Source organism: Bradyrhizobium japonicum USDA 6, assembly GCF_000284375.1.
Lineage (GTDB): Bacteria > Pseudomonadota > Alphaproteobacteria > Rhizobiales > Xanthobacteraceae > Bradyrhizobium > Bradyrhizobium japonicum.
The window spans coordinates 412142-429044 of record NC_017249.1; the positions used below are offsets into that span (position 1 = coordinate 412142).

The 16903-nt window shown below is 64.7% G+C and carries 16 protein-coding genes; 10 read left to right on the forward strand and 6 right to left on the reverse strand.

Annotated features, from left to right (window positions below; all coding sequences use genetic code 11):
• Window positions 1–59: 59 nt before the first annotated feature.
• From BJ6T_RS01880 to BJ6T_RS01920, 9 genes are all read left to right on the forward strand, one after another.
• The gene (locus BJ6T_RS01880; protein WP_014490592.1) at window positions 60–1355 is read left to right on the forward strand and encodes a glutamate-5-semialdehyde dehydrogenase; all 1296 of its coding nucleotides are present in this window, start codon (window positions 60–62) and stop codon (window positions 1353–1355) included.
• A gap of 23 nt (window positions 1356–1378) precedes the next feature.
• Window positions 1379–2023, forward strand: coding sequence for a nicotinate-nucleotide adenylyltransferase (locus BJ6T_RS01885; protein WP_014490593.1), 645 nt, complete (start codon window positions 1379–1381; stop codon window positions 2021–2023).
• Window positions 2024–2231: 208 nt separating this feature from the next.
• The gene (gene rsfS, locus BJ6T_RS01890; RefSeq protein WP_014490594.1) at window positions 2232–2588 is read left to right on the forward strand and encodes a ribosome silencing factor; all 357 of its coding nucleotides are present in this window, start codon (window positions 2232–2234) and stop codon (window positions 2586–2588) included.
• Between the two features lie 94 nt (window positions 2589–2682).
• Window positions 2683–3165 carry a 23S rRNA (pseudouridine(1915)-N(3))-methyltransferase RlmH gene (rlmH, locus tag BJ6T_RS01895; protein WP_014490595.1) on the forward strand — a complete coding sequence of 161 codons (483 nt, stop codon included), beginning with the start codon at window positions 2683–2685 and terminating at the stop codon, window positions 3163–3165.
• A gap of 32 nt (window positions 3166–3197) precedes the next feature.
• On the forward strand, window positions 3198–4625 hold the full coding sequence (locus tag BJ6T_RS01900; RefSeq protein ID WP_080593823.1) for a murein hydrolase activator EnvC family protein: 1428 nt from the start codon (window positions 3198–3200) through the stop codon (window positions 4623–4625).
• The gene (locus BJ6T_RS01905; protein WP_014490597.1) at window positions 4622–5977 is read left to right on the forward strand and encodes a S41 family peptidase; all 1356 of its coding nucleotides are present in this window, start codon (window positions 4622–4624) and stop codon (window positions 5975–5977) included. Before BJ6T_RS01900 ends, BJ6T_RS01905 begins: the two co-directional genes overlap by 4 nt.
• A 145-nt stretch (window positions 5978–6122) precedes the next feature.
• Complete coding sequence (locus tag BJ6T_RS01910) at window positions 6123–7346, forward strand: divergent polysaccharide deacetylase family protein (RefSeq protein ID WP_014490598.1); 1224 nt, start codon at window positions 6123–6125, stop codon at window positions 7344–7346.
• A gap of 72 nt (window positions 7347–7418) precedes the next feature.
• The gene (locus BJ6T_RS01915; protein WP_014490599.1) at window positions 7419–7925 is read left to right on the forward strand and encodes an RNA pyrophosphohydrolase; all 507 of its coding nucleotides are present in this window, start codon (window positions 7419–7421) and stop codon (window positions 7923–7925) included.
• Between the two features lie 63 nt (window positions 7926–7988).
• The gene (locus BJ6T_RS01920; protein WP_028169671.1) at window positions 7989–8489 is read left to right on the forward strand and encodes an RNA pyrophosphohydrolase; all 501 of its coding nucleotides are present in this window, start codon (window positions 7989–7991) and stop codon (window positions 8487–8489) included.
• 159 nt (window positions 8490–8648) lie between these two features.
• Here BJ6T_RS01920 and BJ6T_RS01925 read toward each other — a convergent pair whose 3' ends face one another.
• From BJ6T_RS01925 to BJ6T_RS01950, 6 genes are all read right to left on the reverse strand, one after another.
• The gene (locus BJ6T_RS01925; RefSeq protein WP_014490601.1) at window positions 8649–10328 is read right to left on the reverse strand and encodes an adenylate/guanylate cyclase domain-containing protein; all 1680 of its coding nucleotides are present in this window, start codon (window positions 10326–10328) and stop codon (window positions 8649–8651) included.
• A 149-nt stretch (window positions 10329–10477) separates the two neighbouring features.
• The gene (locus BJ6T_RS01930) at window positions 10478–10885 is read right to left on the reverse strand and encodes a F0F1 ATP synthase subunit epsilon (protein WP_014490602.1); all 408 of its coding nucleotides are present in this window, start codon (window positions 10883–10885) and stop codon (window positions 10478–10480) included.
• Window positions 10886–10981: 96 nt separating this feature from the next.
• On the reverse strand, window positions 10982–12424 hold the full coding sequence (gene atpD / locus BJ6T_RS01935) for a F0F1 ATP synthase subunit beta (RefSeq protein WP_014490603.1): 1443 nt from the start codon (window positions 12422–12424) through the stop codon (window positions 10982–10984).
• A 52-nt stretch (window positions 12425–12476) separates the two neighbouring features.
• Window positions 12477–13352: a F0F1 ATP synthase subunit gamma gene (locus tag BJ6T_RS01940; RefSeq protein ID WP_014490604.1), complete on the reverse strand. Its 876-nt coding sequence runs from the start codon at window positions 13350–13352 to the stop codon at window positions 12477–12479.
• A gap of 141 nt (window positions 13353–13493) precedes the next feature.
• Complete coding sequence (gene atpA, locus BJ6T_RS01945; protein ID WP_014490605.1) at window positions 13494–15023, reverse strand: F0F1 ATP synthase subunit alpha; 1530 nt, start codon at window positions 15021–15023, stop codon at window positions 13494–13496.
• Window positions 15023–15583 carry a F0F1 ATP synthase subunit delta gene (locus BJ6T_RS01950; protein WP_014490606.1) on the reverse strand — a complete coding sequence of 187 codons (561 nt, stop codon included), beginning with the start codon at window positions 15581–15583 and terminating at the stop codon, window positions 15023–15025. Before BJ6T_RS01950 ends, atpA begins: the two co-directional genes overlap by 1 nt.
• A 634-nt stretch (window positions 15584–16217) precedes the next feature.
• Between BJ6T_RS01950 and BJ6T_RS01955 the strand changes: the two genes are divergently transcribed.
• The gene (locus BJ6T_RS01955; protein WP_014490607.1) at window positions 16218–16724 is read left to right on the forward strand and encodes a septal ring lytic transglycosylase RlpA family protein; all 507 of its coding nucleotides are present in this window, start codon (window positions 16218–16220) and stop codon (window positions 16722–16724) included.
• The last annotated feature ends 179 nt before the right edge of the window (window positions 16725–16903 follow it).

Consider the following 16903-nt stretch of genomic DNA (forward strand, 5'->3'; position numbering starts at 1 on the left):
TTCGCAAAAGCGGGATTTCCGTGCTAGGACACTGCCTTAGCAGAAGGTTGAACTCCCCCATGGCCGCCCCCCTCAAAGCCGTCGACGGCAATGCCGATCTCCAGGCGCTGATGTCCGATCTCGCCGCCCGTGCCCGCGCTGCCGCGCGCGTGCTGGCGCTGGCGCCGCCGGAGCAGAAGAACCGGGCGCTGCAAGCGATGGAGCGGGCGATCCGCAGCAATGCTGCGGCCATTCTCGCTGCCAATGCCGAGGACGTCGCGGATGCCAAGGCCTCAGGCACCATGATCGCCTCCTTCATCGACCGCCTGACGCTGACGCCTGCTCGCATTGAGTCGATGGCAGAAGGCATCGGCATCGTGCGCGGCATCGCCGATCCCATCGGCATCGTCACCGAGAGCTGGCAGCGGCCGAACGGCATGACCATCGAGCGTGTGCGCGTGCCGCTCGGTGTCGTCGGCGTGATCTTCGAGAGCCGGCCGAACGTTGCGGCCGATGCCGGCGTGCTGTGCCTGAAATCCGGCAACGCCGTGATCCTGCGCGGCGGCTCCGACAGTTTTCGTTCGTGCCGCGCGATCCATGAATGTCTGGTGCAGGGCCTGCGTGAAGCCGGGCTCCCCGAGGCGGCGATCACGCTGGTGCCGACGCGCGACCGCGCGGCGGTCGGCATGATGCTGTCAGGATTGAACGGCGCCATCGACGTGATCGTTCCGCGCGGAGGCAAGAGCCTCGTCGCGCGCGTCGAGCAGGAAGCCCGCGTGCCCGTGTTCGCGCATCTCGAAGGCGTCAACCACGTCTACATCGATGCCAGCGCCGACCTCGCTATGGCGAAGTCGATCGTGCTCAACGCCAAGATGCGCCGCACCGGCGTCTGCGGCGCGGCCGAGACGCTGCTGGTCGATCGCGCCGTTGCCGCCAAAAACCTGAAGCCGCTGGTCGAGATGCTGATCGAGGCCGGCTGCGAAGTGCGCGGCGACGACGCCGTGCAGAAGACCGATGTGCGCGTCAAGCCTGCCAGCGAGGATGATTGGGACACCGAATATCTCGACGCGATCATCGCTGCGAAAGTGGTGGACGGTGTCGACGGCGCGATCGCGCATATCCAGAACCACGGCTCGCATCACACCGACGCGATCGTGAGCGCGGATGAGGCTGCCGCGAAGAAATTCCTGAGCGAGGTCGATTCCGCGATCGTGCTGCACAATGCCTCGACGCAGTTCGCCGATGGCGGCGAGTTCGGTTTCGGCGCCGAGATCGGCATCGCCACCGGCCGATTCCACGCCCGTGGTCCTGTCGGCGCCGAGCAGCTCACGAGCTTCAAATATCGCGTCCACGGCACAGGTCAGACGCGGCCGTAAGTCATGTCGCGAGGCGTGGGGCATTGAGTAACAATTTCGTCGCGCCACGTTTCTTCGCGCAGGCCATTCCGCCCTACACCGAAGGCATGCGCGTCGGCCTGCTCGGCGGCTCGTTCAATCCGCCGCACGAGGCCCATCGCGCCATCAGCCGGTTCGCGCTGAAACGCCTCCAACTCGACCGCGTGTGGTGGCTGGTGACGCCGGGCAATCCGCTGAAGGAGAACGGCACGCTGCATGAGCTCGGCGCGCGCATGCAGGCCGCGCGCGACGTCGCCGGCGATCCCAGGATCGAGGTGAGCTGTCTCGAATCCGTCATTCGTACCCGCTATACTATCGACACGATCAACACCTTGCGCCGCCGCCTCAGCGGCCTGCGCTTTGTCTGGATCATGGGCGCCGACAATCTCGCTCAATTCCATCGTTGGCAGCACTGGCGGCGCATCGCCGACCAGGTGCCGATTGCGGTCATCGACCGCCCGCCGCAGAGTTTTCGCGCCCTCGCCTCGCCCGCTGCCCAGGCCCTTGCACGCTACCGCATGCCCGAGACGGACGCGGCATTGCTTGCGGATCGGCCGGCGCCGGCCTGGGTCTTTCTGACGGGATTGAAACTGAACCTGTCCTCGACCGGCTTGCGGAACCCGGACGGGAGCTGGAAAGGTCCGAAGTGAGACGGAGTGTATGAATGTTGTGGGGATTTCGGACTCTCTGGCATATTGAAACCCTTAACCCCACATGATGTAGTGTAACCAGTGAGCGTCGGATTCGGCGTTCGCGATACAGTGAAAGGAATGGTCCCTGACCACATCTGTATTGTCCAAGTCTGTTTTACCCAAGGTAGCGAAACCGGCGCGTAAAACATCGACCAAAGCTGCGGCCTTGAAGGCGCAACCCGACGCCGACAAGACGCTGAGCCTGATCCTCTCCCGCCTCGACGACATGAAGGCGGAAGAGACGGTCACCATCGACCTTCGCGGCAAATCGGCGTACTCCGACTACATGATCGTCACCACCGGCCGGGTGAACCGGCATGTCGGCGCGATCGCGGACAACGTCGCCAAGGGCCTCAAGGAAAACGGCATCAGGAACATCCACGTCGAGGGCTTGCCCAATTGCGACTGGGTGCTGATCGATTCCGGCGATGTGATCGTGCACGTGTTCAGACCCGAGGTCCGCGAGTTCTACAATCTCGAGAGATTGTACACGCAGGGCCCTGGGGCGGCGAAGGCGATCTAGGCTCATCGAGCCGATTTCGAATCCGGCTGACGCGCATGCTAGCGTCGTGCGCGCGCATATTGCGCGCGGTCTTGAAACACGACCTGAAGATATCATGCGCGTTGCTGTCATTGCGGTGGGCCGGCTGAAGCAGGGCCCCGAACGGGAGCTTGCCGACCGCTATTTCGAGCGGTTCGACGAAGCCGGCCGCAAGCTCGGATTCCGCGAGCTCACCATCCACGAAATCCCCGAAAGCCGCGCGCGCGACACCGCGACTCGGATGGCCGAAGAGGCCGCGGCGATCGGTGCGCACATCCCGGAAAAATCGATCCTGGTGGCGCTGGACGAGCGGGGCCAGAATCTCGACTCCACCGTATTCGCACGGCACCTCGGGCGCTGGCGCGACGAGGGTGCCGGACATACTATCTTCGTGATCGGAGGGGCGGACGGACTTTCGCCCGAATTGCGCCGTAAGGCCAAGCTCGCGATCGCGTTCGGCTCTGCGACCTGGCCGCACCAAATGGTCCGCGTCATGCTTCTGGAACAGCTTTATCGGGCCGCCACCATTCTGGCCGGCCACCCCTATCACCGCGCGTGATGCGCGTACAACGAGCACCTTTGCGTAAAGCGATGCGAGCGCCGATCCTCAACCTGCCGCTGATCGCCGGCGTCTTCGGCCCAAGTGTCTTGGGCCTAAGTGTCTTGGGCCCAACTGTCTTGGGCCTAAGTGTCTTGGGCCCAACTGTCTTGGGCTTAAGTGTGTTGGGCGCAAGCCTCGCGCAAGCTCAGACGCAAGGTCAGACAATTGCGCCCGCGCCACAGACGGCGGCCGTCTCGCCGGATGCGATCAAGCAGCGCGAGCAGGAGCTCGAGGCCGCCCGCGCGAGGCAGAAGAGCGCCGAGGAAGCGCAGGCCAAGCTCAAGGCCGAGATCACCTCGCTCGGCCAGGACCGCACCCAGCTCAATCAGCAGCTGATCGATACCGCAGCCAATGTGCGGGCCGTCGAGACCAAGATCGACGAAGCCGAAGCGCGGCTGCGCTCGCTCAACAGCCGCGAGCAGCAGATGCGCACCTCGCTGGAGTCGCGCCGCGCCGACATCGTCGAGGTGCTGGCGGCCCTGCAGCGCGCCGGCCGGCGCACGCCGCCGGCGCTGTTGGTGCGGCCCGAGGATGCGCTGCAATCACTGCGCACCGCCATGCTACTCGGTGCCGTGGTGCCGGAATTGCGCGGCCGCGCCGAGAAGCTCGCGGGCGACCTCGGCGAGCTCGTGGCCCTGCGCAAGAGCATCGCCGCCGAACGCGACCAGCTCGCCACCGACCGCGACAAGGTCCGCAACGACCAGACCCGGCTCACCGCCCTGGTCGACGAGCGGCAACGCCAGCAGGCGTCGCGTGAAAAGGATCTCGACGCCGAGAACTCGCGCGCCATCGCGCTCTCCAGGCAGGTCGGCGATCTCCAGGGGCTGATCACCAAGATGGAGCAGGATCTGCAGAGCGCCGCCAAGGCCGCCGAGAAGGCGGCTGAGGCCGCCAAGCAGGCCGAGGCCAAGGCGGCGGCCAGCGCCAAGCCCGGTCCGGGCACTTTCAAGGACCGGTCCCGAACCACCCCGGCGATCGCATTCGCGGCGGCCAAGGGGCTCCTGCCTCTGCCGGTTAACGGTAACAAGATCAGGGATTTTGGCGGTTCCGACGGGGTCGGCGGTGTCCAGAAGGGCATTTCGCTGGCAACCAGGCCCGGCTCCCAGGTCACGACGCCGTGTGATGGCTGGGTTGTCTATTCCGGCCCGTTCCGCAGCTATGGACAACTCTTGATCCTCAACGCCGGGGGCGGGTATCATGTCCTGATCGCCGGGATGGAGCGCATTTCGGTTAACATCGGTCAGTTTGTGCTCACGGGGGAACCGGTCGCGACCATGGGGTCGACCTCTCAAGTCGCCTCCATTCTCGCCACGAACGCGAGTCAACCTGTGCTGTATGTCGAGTTCCGTAAGGACGGCACTCCAATCGATCCAGGCCCATGGTGGGCCGCAAATGAAGGCGAGAAGGTTCGCGGATGATGCGCAAGACTTCAGTTATCCTCCTCAGCGCGGCCACCGGTGCTGCGCTGACGCTGTTCGTGACCCAGCCGCGCGCGGTCTTCATGGGCTCCAGCGCGCGAGCCGCCACCGCAGACACCTATCGCCAGCTCAATCTGTTCGGCGACGTGTTCGAGCGCGTGCGTTCGGACTATGTCGAGAAGCCCGATGACACCAAGCTGATCGAATCCGCGATCAGCGGCATGCTCACCGGCCTCGATCCGCATTCGAGCTACATGGACGCCAAGAGCTTCCGCGACATGCAGGTGCAGACCCGCGGTGAGTTCGGCGGCCTCGGCATCGAAGTCACGATGGAGGACGGCCTGATCAAGGTGGTCTCGCCGATCGACGACACCCCCGCTTCGCGCGCCGGTGTCATGGCCAACGACATCATCACCAATCTCGACGACGAAGCCGTGCAGGGCCTGACCCTGAACCAGGCGGTCGAGAAGATGCGCGGTCCGGTCAACACCAAGATCAAGCTCAAGATCATCCGCAAGGGCCAAGACAATCCGATCGACGTCACGCTGGTGCGCGACAACATTCGCGTCCGCTCGGTGCGCGCGCGCATCGAAGCCGACGACATCGCCTATATCCGCATCACCACCTTCAACGAGCAGACCACCGAAGGCCTGAAGCGCGAGGTCGCCAACCTCTCGAATCAGATCGGCGACAAGCTGAAGGGCTACATCATCGACCTCCGCAACAACCCGGGCGGCCTGCTCGAGGAAGCGGTCACCGTCTCCGACTCGTTCCTGGAGAAGGGCGAGATCGTCTCGACCCGCGGCCGCAATGCCGAGGAGACCCAGCGCCGCACCGCGCATGCGGGCGACCTCACCAAGGGCAAGCCTGTCATCGTGCTGGTCAATGGCGGTTCGGCTTCGGCGTCGGAAATCGTCGCCGGCGCGCTGCAGGACCACAAGCGCGCGACCATCGTCGGCACGCGCTCGTTCGGCAAGGGCTCGGTGCAGACCATCATTCCGCTCGGCTCGGGCAACGGCGCACTGCGTCTGACCACGGCGCGCTACTACACGCCGTCGGGCAAGTCGATCCAGGCCAAGGGCATCGTGCCGGACATCGAAGTGCTCCAGGACGTGCCGGACGAGCTGAAGTCGCGCACCGACACCAAGGGCGAGGCTTCGCTGCGCGGCCATCTCAAGAACGACGGCGACGAGAAGACCGGCTCGCAGTCCTACGTCCCGCCGGACGCCAAGGACGACAAGGCGCTCAAGCTCGCGGACGACCTGCTCCACGGCATCAAGAACAGCGCCTCCGCGGCGCCGACGCCGGGCGACAACAAGGCCACGACCGACAAGCCCAAAGCGGCGAACTAGGTCGGCGCGTCATCTCATCTCTCGAAAAGGGCGGCTCCGGGAGCCGCCCTTTTTGCTTGGGGCTCCTGCTACCCCCGGCCTATCCCGGCCTGACGCCGCTTGACCTCGGCGTGGTATCGTCGGCGGGAGTGATTCGGGATCTCGCATGACTGAAACGGCCGATGATCTGAGCGCCCCGCTCGGACAGGACAAGCCGCGCCGGAAACGGCGGCTGCGGCTGCCGTTCACAGCCATGCAGGGCCTCGCGGTCATGCTCGGCCTGTTCCTGGTCGCCTTCGCCAGCTTCGCCATCTTCAACAAGGATCCGCTCGGCGGCGAGCCGATGACGCGGATTGCGATCCGTGAACCCAAGGCCACCGACGAGAAGCCGGCCGCCGCGGGCCTTGGCCAGGAGAGCAAGCCAGAGAGCAGGCACGAGGCCAAGGAAGCACCGAAGCAGGCGGGCGAGCAGAAGACCGTCACCATGATCGACGGTTCCACCGGCACGCGCCACGACGTGGTGATCGGTGGCGGCGATGCCGCCGACAAAGGCGACGCCGCGGCCGCCTCCGCCCCACCGCCCGTCATGGCCGGGATCGACCCAAAGCTGCTGGAAAAATCGCGCTACGGCATGATCCCCGTGACGGCCGAGGGCGCGAAGCCGTTCAATGTCTACGCGGCGGATGCCGACCGCGCCAAGGCGGCGAAGATGCCTGTGGTCGCGATCCTGATCGGCGGCCTCGGCGTCGGCGCGGCCAAGACCACCGACGCGATCATGCGGCTGCCGCCGGCGGTGACGCTGGCCTTCACGCCCTATGGCGCCGACCCCGGCAAGCTCGCCGAGCGGGCCCGCGCGCAGCGCCACGAGATCTTCCTCCAGATCCCGATGGAGCCCTACGACTTCCCGGACAACGACCCGGGTCCGCAGACGCTGCTGACATCGCTCACCATCGACCAGAACATGGACCGCCTGTACTGGCACCTGAGCCGGATGCAGGGCTATGCCGGCCTCACCAATTTCATGGGCGCCCGCTTCGTGGCGACCGACGCCGCGATGCAGCCGATCATCCGCGAGGCAGCCAAGCGCGGCCTCGGCTTCTTCGACGACGGCTCCTCGCCGCGCAGCATCGCGCCGCAGGCCGCGGCCAGCCAGGCGATGCCGTTCGGCAAGGGCGACATCGCGATCGACGTGGTGCCGACACCCGCGGAGATCGACCGCGCCCTGAACAAGCTCGAATCGATGGCGCGCGAGCGCGGCGTCGCAATCGGCACCGCGTCCGCCCTGCCGGTCTCGATCGAGCGCATCGGCAGCTGGACCAAGACATTGAGCGACCGGGGTATCCTTTTGGTGCCATTGACAACAGCGATGCTGAAATCAAAATCCAGCTAAATCAACGGATTGGTACGGCACGGGCCCTCGGGACCGGCATACCCACCAAGAACACGCGAGAGGTCTGGCGGAATGGCGCGTTACGAGGATCTGCCCTACCGTACTTGCGTCGGTGTGATGCTGATCAACAAGAAGGGTCTGGTGTTCATCGGCCGCCGCGCCGGCGGCATCGAGCATGTCGACGACGCCCATGTCTGGCAGATGCCGCAGGGCGGCGTCGATCCCGGTGAGGACACCTGGGAGGCCGCCAAGCGCGAGCTCTATGAGGAGACCAGCGTGCGCTCGGTCGAGCGGCTCGGCGAGGTCGCGGACTGGCTCGTTTACGACATCCCGCGCACGGTTGCGGGACGCGCCTGGAAGGGCCGCTATCGCGGCCAGCGCCAGAAATGGTTCGCGGTCCGGTTCACCGGCAAGGACAGCGAGATCAATGTCGAAAAGCCCGGCGGCGGCGGCCACAAGGCCGAGTTCATGAGCTGGCGCTGGGAGCCGATGAAGAACCTGACCGGGCTGATCATCCCGTTCAAGCGCCCGGTCTATGAGCGCGTCGTGAAGGAATTTTCCGCGCTGGGGACTGAATAAATCAAATCGTCATCCCGGGTTCGGTGCTAATGCATCGCCGGAATGACGATGAAAGACGCGCGCGTGACCAATCAAAAACCCTACCGTCCCAACGTGGGGATCGCCCTCTTCAATGCCGATGGCCGCGTGCTGATCGGTCACCGCTTCAAGGGCGACGGCCCCGAGATCATCCTGCCGGGCCTCGATTGGCAGATGCCGCAAGGCGGTGTCGATGAGGGCGAGAACCTGCGCGATGCGGCGCTGCGCGAGCTTTGGGAAGAGACCAGCGTCAAGAGTGCGGACTATCTCGGCGAGACAGACTGGCTGACTTACGAATTCCCGCCCTACGACGGGCCGCGGACGCACCGGCTGGCGAAATTCCGCGGGCAGCGCCAGAAATGGTTCGCGTTGCGCTTCACCGGCCGCGATGACGAGATCGATCCGCTGACGCCGCGCAACGAACAGCCCGCGGAGTTCGACGCCTGGCGTTGGGAGCGGCTCGACCGCGTCGCCGATCTCGTGGTGCCGTTCCGCCGCGAGGTCTACCGCGCGGTCGCGCAGCAGTTTGCGCCCTTCGCAAACTGAAACTGCGAAACAACCCCATGCACAGTAGCTGGGGATTGAATTCATGAGAGATTTTTCGTCGGAAATTTGCGTGTGAGAAGGTATCGCTCTCTCCGTTCCCTCCCCCCTTGCGGGGGAGGGAACCGACCTCCGTCGGGGCGCTGGTGAAGTCTCATTGCATCAGTTCGTCGGCCCCACCGTGAACGGGCCGATCGCGATGACGTGGCAATCGCTGTCGCGCTTGGCGCAGTCGGCGAGCGCGGAATTGACGGCGGTCTGCTCGTCCGCGGCCTTCAGGCCGAGCCCCGGCCGGCCGGCGGTTCCGACCGCGACTGCGTTCCAGCCCATGCCATCGGCGAGCTTGCGCACGACCTCGGCGCGCGCGTCGGCGGCGATCGAGGCGTTCGACGCGGCATGGAAGAAGCCGGTGATCCTGAGCAGGGTCGGGATCGGCACGACGAAATTGTCATCGACCGCGACGATCAGGCAGGCCACGCCGGCGATGGCGCCGCACGCTTCCAGTGAACGCCGCGCCGAATCGTCGACGGATGACGCGCCCAGCACCATGAAATATTGACCGCCCGGGCCGAGCGCGATCGCGCGGGATTTCGCCGCCGGCACGAACATGTTCTCGAGCCGGACTTTTGCCGGATCGCGCACCATCGGAAAATCCTTCGGCACGAAGGCCCGCTCGGTCATGGCGTCGTGGCGCACCCAGGGCTGCGGCGGCATCGGCGGCTTGCCGTGCGTGTAGACGACGTCGTTGCCGACCGCATAGAGCTCGCAACGCCGCGGCGATTGCGCGGCATCGGCGCGCTTCTGGCACTGCTCGAGCGCCATGTTGCGGGCGGCTTCCTCGGTCGGCTGGTTCAACGCCGCGCCTGTGAAGCCGCCGATATTGAGCGCGAAGGCCTTGTAGTCGCCGGAGGTGGAATAGTCGCCGGCCAGATAGTTGCGGATGCGCTCGTTGATGAAGGGCACGCTGTCGACGGCAAGCTTGCCTGATAGCGGCGCGGCGGCTGGTGAGGGCGCGGGCATCGGTGCCATCGCGGCGCCGGCATTCGCCGGGCTCATCGGAGCCATCGGCGGCATCGGACTCGGCGCCACGGCATTTGCCGCTGGCGCTGCGCTTGGCATCGCAGCACGTGGCATTGCTGCGCTCGGCGTCGCGGCCGGGGCGGGCGCGGCGGTGACCGTCTGCTTGAGCTTGGTGTTGTAGAGGAAGCCGGTGACAAGGATGGCGACGACCGAGACGACGGCGACCACCAGCGGCCACATCCACACCGGTGCCGCGGCCAGCTTGGAGGCGGGCTTCTTCACCTTCGGCGTGGCGTAGCTGCCGTCCTCGCGCCGCATCGCCACCATGTAGGCGTGCACCGGCGTCGGGATGTTCTTGACCTCCTGCGCGCCGATGTCGGCGAACTGCACCGACAGCTTGTTGGCGACCTGCTCGTGCACGGCGCGGGAGACGCAGATGCCGCCGACCTCGGCGAGGCCTTCGAGCCGGGCGGCGATATTGACGCCGTCACCGAGCAGATCGCCGTTGCGCTCGACCACGTCACCGATGGTGATGCCGATGCGGAACGACATCTGCCGGCTCGGCGGATAAGCCATGTTGCGGGTTCGCAGGGATTCCTGGATGTCGATCGCGCAGCGCACCGCATCGACCGCGCTCGGAAATTCCGCCAGCACGGCGTCGCCCGCCGTGTTGAAGATGCGTCCGTTGGCCTTCGCGATGAAGTCGTCGATGACCTCGCGATAAGAGGCGAGACGCCGCAACGTCTCCTCTTCGTCTTCCGCGACCAGTCTTGAGTAACCGGCAATATCGGCCGCGAAAATCGCTGCGATCTTGCGTTTCATCTGCCGCCAGCCCCGAAACAAATTCGCGGGCGCAGAATGCCGCTATCGGCGGCGCGGTGCAACAAAGTTTCAGCGCCCGCCACTTCCGTGACGAGCGCTGAACCTGTTCAGGAATTTTTAGCTTGAGCCCCGGAGCGGTGCGCCGGGGCTTAGTGCATAGCCGTGCTGTTGAGCTGCTGCTGGATGCTCTTGAAGTGGTCGAGCCGCTCGATGGCCTGATCGAGTTCGTCGCCTTCGTGCTCCTTCAAGCCCTCTTCCATCTCGGAGATGGTCGCGGCGAACTGGGCACGGTCGAGTTCGTCGAGCGACGTCGCAACGTCGGCGAGCACGGTGAGGCCCTTTTCGGAAACTTCGGCGAGACCGCCAAGCACGATGATCTTCACGGGCCTGCCGCCCGTGGTCACGGTGAGGATGCCGGGCCTGATCGCAGCCACGACCGGCGCATGTCCCGCCAGCACGCCGAAGTCACCCTCGACGCCGGGGATATCGACCTGATCGACCTCGCCCGAGAATGCGAGCTTTTCCGGCGAGACGAGATCGAAGTGGATGGTGGCCATTGGAAACCTGCGAATGGTGAGTAGCGAACGCGCGAGTGGCGAGCAGCGAATGGCGAATAGATTCTACTCGCCACTCCCTGTCCGCTATTCGCCGGCTTAGGCGGCTTCCGCCGCCAGCTTCTTGCCCTTCTCGACTGCCTCTTCGATGGTGCCGACCATGTAGAAGGCGGCTTCCGGCAGGTGGTCATACTTGCCTTCGCAGAGGCCGCGGAAGCCCTTGATGGTGTCCGCGAGGTCGACGAACTTGCCGGGCGAGCCGGTGAAGATTTCGGCGACGTGGAACGGCTGCGACAGGAAACGCTCGATCTTGCGGGCGCGGGCCACCGTCAGCTTGTCCTCTTCCGAAAGCTCGTCCATGCCGAGAATGGCGATGATGTCCTGGAGCGACTTGTAGCGCTGCAGCACCTGCTGGACCTGACGCGCGGTGTCGTAGTGCTCCTGACCGACGACGAGCGGCGAGAGCATGCGCGAGGTCGAGTCGAGCGGATCCACGGCGGGATAGATGCCCTTTTCCGAGATCGCGCGCGACAGCACGGTGGTGGCGTCCAAGTGCGCGAACGAGGTCGCGGGCGCCGGGTCGGTCAAGTCGTCGGCCGGAACGTAGATCGCCTGCACCGAGGTGATCGAGCCCTTCTGCGTGGTGGTGATGCGCTCCTGGAGCGCGCCCATGTCGGTGGCGAGCGTCGGCTGATAACCCACCGCCGACGGGATACGGCCGAGCAGCGCCGACACTTCCGAGCCGGCCTGGGTGAAGCGGAAGATGTTGTCGACGAAGAACAGCACGTCCTGGCCCTGGTCGCGGAAGTGCTCGGCGACGGTGAGACCCGTGAGGCCGACGCGGGCGCGGGCGCCCGGCGGCTCGTTCATCTGGCCGAACACCAGCGCGCACTTCGACTTCACGCTCGGATCCGGATTGTGCGGATCGGCGTTGACCTTGGACTCGATGAACTCGTGATAGAGGTCGTTGCCTTCGCGGGTACGCTCGCCGACGCCGGCGAACACGGAGTAACCGCCGTGCGCCTTCGCGACGTTGTTGATCAGCTCCTGAATCAGCACGGTCTTGCCAACGCCGGCGCCGCCGAACAGGCCGATCTTGCCGCCCTTCGCATAGGGAGCAAGGAGATCGACGACCTTGATGCCGGTGACGAGAATTTCAGCTTCGGTCGACTGGTCGGTGTAGGTCGGCGCCTCCTGATGGATGGCGCGCACACCTTCGGACTTGATCGGGCCGGCTTCGTCGATCGGCTCGCCGATCACGTTCATGATGCGGCCGAGCGTGCCGTCGCCCACCGGAACCGCGATCGGCTGGCCGGTGTCGGTCACTTCCTGGCCGCGCACCAGACCTTCGGTCACGTCCATCGCGATCGTGCGCACGGTGGATTCACCGAGATGCTGCGCAACTTCCAGCACGAGGCGGATGTTGCCGTTCTTGGTTTCCAGCGAATTGAGAATGGCCGGGAGGTGGCCTTCGAACTGAACGTCGACGACGGCGCCCATGACCTGGGTGACGCGACCGACCGGGTTAGCTGCTGTAGCCATGAAGCTCTCCTTCGAAATTCTTTACTTGAACGACCGTCGTTTGGTTCGTGCGTCAGACCGCCTCGGCGCCGGAGATGATCTCGATCAGCTCCTTGGTGATCTGGGCTTGACGGGTTCGGTTGTAGATCTGGGTTTGCTTGCGGATCATTTCGCCGGCATTGCGGGTGGCGTTGTCCATCGAGCTCATCTGCGCGCCGTAGAACGAAGCGTTGTTTTCCAGCAGCGCGCGGAAGATCTGCACCGCGATATTGCGCGGCAGCAGGCCGGACAGCAGTTCGTCCTCCTCCGGCTCGTATTCGTAGGACGTCGTCGGCGCATTCGCCGCCTTTTCCTCGACGACCAGCGGGATGATCTGCTGCGCGGTCGGGATCTGGGCGATCACCGACTTGAACTGCGCATAGAACAGCGTGCAGACGTCGAACTCACCGTTGTCGAAACGGGCCAGCACCTTCTTGGCGATGTCCTCGGCGTTGACGAAGCCGAGCTGGCGAACGCTGCGCAGGTCGAGATGCTCGACGATCTGCTTGTCGAACAGGCGGCGGAGCTGCTCGTAGCCCTTGCGGCCGACGCAGAAGAATTTGACTTCCTTGCCCTGTGCGATCAGCGCCTGGGCGCGCTCGCGCGCGAGGCGCACGATCGAGGAGTTGAAGGCGCCGGACAGACCGCGCTCGCCGGTGCAGACCAGCAGCAGGTGGACCTGGTCCCTGCCGGTGCCGGCCAGCAGCGCCGGCGCGCCGGGCGAACCTGCAGCAGCGCTGGCGATGTTGGAGATCACCGCGCCCATCTTGTCGGCGTAGGGCCGCGCCGCCTCGGCCGCCTGCTGGGCACGGCGCAATCTGGACGCCGCGACCATCTGCATCGCCTTGGTGATCTTCTGCGTCGCCTTGGTGGAGGCGATGCGGACGCGCATGTCTTTAAGTGACGCCATTCTTCGTCCCCGACGATCCGACCCTTTGGCCTGATCGCAAACCTATCCAGTCGTCATGCCCGGGCTCGTCCCGGGCATCCACGTGGTACCTCACACGCCGTTAGACGTGGATGGCCGGGACGCGCCCGGCCATGACGGCACTTACGCGAAGCTCTTCGCGAAGCCCTCGACCACCGACTTCAGCTTGGCGGCGGTGTCGTCGGAGAGATCGCGGCTGTCGCGGATCGCGTTGAGGATCTCGGCGTTCTTGCCGCGCAGCAGCGACAGCAGACCGTCCTCGAACGCACGCACCTTGTTGAGCGGGAGCGGATCGAGATAGCCGTTGGTGCCGGCCCAGATCACGCAGACCTGCTCTTCCATCTTCAGCGGCGCGAACTGCGGCTGCTTCAGCAGCTCGGTCAGGCGCGAACCGCGGTTGAGCAGGCGCTGGGTCGAGGCGTCGAGGTCGGAGCCGAACTGCGCGAACGCCGCCATTTCGCGGTACTGCGCGAGCTCACCCTTGATCTTGCCGGCGACCTTCTTGGTGGCCTTGGTCTGCGCGGACGAGCCGACGCGCGACACCGACAGACCGACGTTCACCGCGGGGCGGATGCCCTGGAAGAACAGGTCGGTTTCCAGGAAGATCTGGCCGTCGGTGATCGAGATGACGTTGGTCGGAATGTAGGCCGACACGTCGTTGGCCTGGGTTTCGATGACCGGCAGCGCCGTCAGCGAGCCCGAGCCCTGGTCCTTGTTGAGCTTCGCCGCGCGCTCGAGCAGGCGGGAGTGCAGATAGAACACGTCGCCCGGATAGGCTTCGCGGCCCGGCGGACGGCGCAGCAGCAGCGACATCTGGCGGTAGGCGACGGCCTGCTTGGACAGATCGTCATAGATGATCACGGCGTGCATGCCGTTGTCGCGGAAGTACTCGCCCATGGTGCAGCCGGTGAACGGCGCGATGTACTGCATCGGCGCCGGGTCCGAAGCGGTGGCGGCGATGATGATCGAATATTCCAGCGCGCCCTGCTCTTCGAGCACCTTCACGAACTGGGCGACGGTCGAACGCTTCTGGCCGATCGCGACGTAGACGCAATACAGCTTGATGTTCTCGTCCGGCTGCGCGTTGAGCGGCTTCTGGTTCAGGATGGTGTCGAGCGCGATCGCGGTCTTGCCGGTCTGACGGTCGCCGATGATCAGCTCGCGCTGGCCACGACCGATCGGGATCAGGGCGTCGATCGCCTTGAGGCCGGTCGCCATCGGCTCGTTCACCGACTTGCGCGGAATGATGCCGGGCGCCTTGACGTCGACGCGCATACGCTTGTCGGCCAGGATCGGGCCCTTGCCGTCGATCGGGTTGCCGAGCGCGTCGACGACGCGGCCGAGCAGGCCCTTGCCGACCGGCGCGTCCACGATGGCGCGGGTGCGCTTGACGGTCTGGCCTTCCTTGATCTCGCGGTCGGCACCGAAAATAACGACACCGACGTTGTCGGTTTCGAGGTTCAGCGCCATGCCGCGGGTGCCGTTCTCGAACTCGACCATTTCACCGGCCTGGACGTTGTCCAGACCGTAGACGCGGGCAATACCGTCGCCGACGGACAGCACCTGTCCGACTTCGGAGACTTCAGCTTCCTGGCCGAAATTCTTGATCTGGTCCTTGAGGATCGCGGAAATTTCCGCGGCGCGGATGTCCATCAGCCTGCCTCTTTCATCGCGTGCTTGATCGAATTGAGTTTGGTGCGAAGCGAACTATCGATCATGCGGCTGCCAAGCTTGACCACGAGGCCACCGATGATCGAGGGATCGACCTTCACGTTGAGCGCGACGTCCTTGCCGGTCACCGACTTCAGGGCAACCTTGAGGGCGTCGAGATTCTTGTCCGACAGCGCTTCCGCCACGGTGACGTCGGCCGTCGTCTCGCCCTTGAACCTGGCGACGAGGGCACGATAGGCGCGAATGACGTCAGCCACCGCGAACAGGCGGCGGTTGGCGGTCAGAACCTTCAGGAAATTGGCGGAGATGCCGGCGATGCCCGCCTTGTCCAGCACGGCCGAGAGGGCCCTGGACTGGGTATCGGCCGCGAACACCGGGCTGCGGACGAGGCGCTTCAGATCGGCGCTTTCGTTCAGCAAACCCTCGAATTTGTCGAGATCGGCTTTGACCTCGTCGACCACATTCTGGTCGCGGGCCAGTTCAAACAAGGCCGTTGCATAACGGCCCGACACACCGGAAACGGACGTATCTTCTGCAGCCACAGACGCGCTCTTTTTGCTGTCAAACTCGCAAGGGAAAAACCGTCGCCACGAAGCGGCGCCAAGCGATCCAAGCCCTTGGAATTCAAGCGGGACTTCGATTTTCGGCCGACACGGGAGGTGCCGGGTCCGTTAAAATCGCGGCTTTGCTAACATAGCAGGCGCGCACGTGCAACATGACGCCAAATTAAAGGCACGACCTTATGTCGCCAGTTCGTCGCAGCCGACGACGCCGCGCTAGCCGCCTGCCACGTCGCGGAATGACGCGCCCCCTCGGCGGCATCTCGACCTTTGGTTCCTGCCCTCAACGCATACCGGCCATGAACACGGATCGCTGAGGCGTGATTCGGACCGCGCTGCCAACTCTTCCCGAATACTTACCCAATTCTAAATCCAAAGTATAATTGTTTCGCTTTACAGTATTCATAAGTAATCGATTAGTTAAAGAATCGTTAAAGCGAATGACTGCAGAACATCGGCTGCAATATCGATGCCAGTCACAAGATATTTCATGACGACATAGAATGGATTTACTGCCCAATTCACGCCTCATTGGGAATCGAAACGCGATCCCGCTCACAAACTGATGGGGGCTCCTCTTGCCACACATGTGGCAATACTAGCTTAGGGACCAGAAATGCTGTCTTTGATGACGCTGGGCACCGTGACCCGGCCACGCACGGCGATTGCTTTCGTTGCCGCAACTCTTCTCGTCGGTGGAACTGCCACCGAAGCCGCTGCCAAATCCCGGCATCACCGGCACTCTCACCATCATCACCGCCATCACGTCCAGAACGATGCCAACACGACCTCCGATTGGCGCAACGCCAACGCGTCGATGACGCCGTCGTCGGGCACGGGTCGCAGCTTCTCCGGCATGGCCTCCTATTATGGCAACGAGTCCGGCAGCCGGACTGCATCGGGCCAGCGCTTCAACCAGAACGCCATGACCGCAGCACACCGCTCGCTGCCGTTCGGCACCAAGCTGCGTGTCACCCATGGCGGCCAGAGCGTGATCGTCACCATCAATGACCGTGGCCCGTTCATTCGCGGCCGCGTCCTCGACCTCTCCACTGGCGCTGCCCGCGCCATCGGCCTCACCGGTGCCGGCGTCGGCCGCGTCACCGCGGAAGTGGTCTCCTAAGGCGCCACCAGCGCCTCACCGACAAAGCGCAGCTCCAGTCAGCGTCCGCATGGACCTGTGAGCGGCGGGATCAGCGCAGGTGAAGCAAGCCCGCTGTCTTGGGGGACAGCGGGCTTTTTGTTGTCGTCATTCCGGGGCGACGCGTGGCATCGAGCCCGGAATCCATCAGGCCGCAGAGT

Bases quoted from the DNA above. Each gene is read 5' to 3' on its own strand.
- atpD (WP_014490603.1), bottom strand. From the start codon at position 12,424: ATGGCTACAGCAGCTAACCCGGTCGGTCGCGTCACCCAGGTCATGGGC.
- BJ6T_RS01955 (WP_014490607.1), top strand. From the start codon at position 16,218: ATGCTGTCTTTGATGACGCTGGGCACCGTGACCCGGCCACGCACGGCG.
- BJ6T_RS01940 (WP_014490604.1), bottom strand. From the start codon at position 13,352: ATGGCGTCACTTAAAGACATGCGCGTCCGCATCGCCTCCACCAAGGCG.
- BJ6T_RS01915 (WP_014490599.1), top strand. From the start codon at position 7,419: ATGGCGCGTTACGAGGATCTGCCCTACCGTACTTGCGTCGGTGTGATG.
- BJ6T_RS01925 (WP_014490601.1), bottom strand. From the start codon at position 10,328: ATGAAACGCAAGATCGCAGCGATTTTCGCGGCCGATATTGCCGGTTAC.
- rlmH (WP_014490595.1), top strand. From the start codon at position 2,683: ATGCGCGTTGCTGTCATTGCGGTGGGCCGGCTGAAGCAGGGCCCCGAA.
- BJ6T_RS01905 (WP_014490597.1), top strand. From the start codon at position 4,622: ATGATGCGCAAGACTTCAGTTATCCTCCTCAGCGCGGCCACCGGTGCT.
- BJ6T_RS01910 (WP_014490598.1), top strand. From the start codon at position 6,123: ATGACTGAAACGGCCGATGATCTGAGCGCCCCGCTCGGACAGGACAAG.
- atpA (WP_014490605.1), bottom strand. From the start codon at position 15,023: ATGGACATCCGCGCCGCGGAAATTTCCGCGATCCTCAAGGACCAGATC.
- BJ6T_RS01900 (WP_080593823.1), top strand. From the start codon at position 3,198: ATGCGAGCGCCGATCCTCAACCTGCCGCTGATCGCCGGCGTCTTCGGC.
- BJ6T_RS01880 (WP_014490592.1), top strand. From the start codon at position 60: ATGGCCGCCCCCCTCAAAGCCGTCGACGGCAATGCCGATCTCCAGGCG.
- BJ6T_RS01930 (WP_014490602.1), bottom strand. From the start codon at position 10,885: ATGGCCACCATCCACTTCGATCTCGTCTCGCCGGAAAAGCTCGCATTC.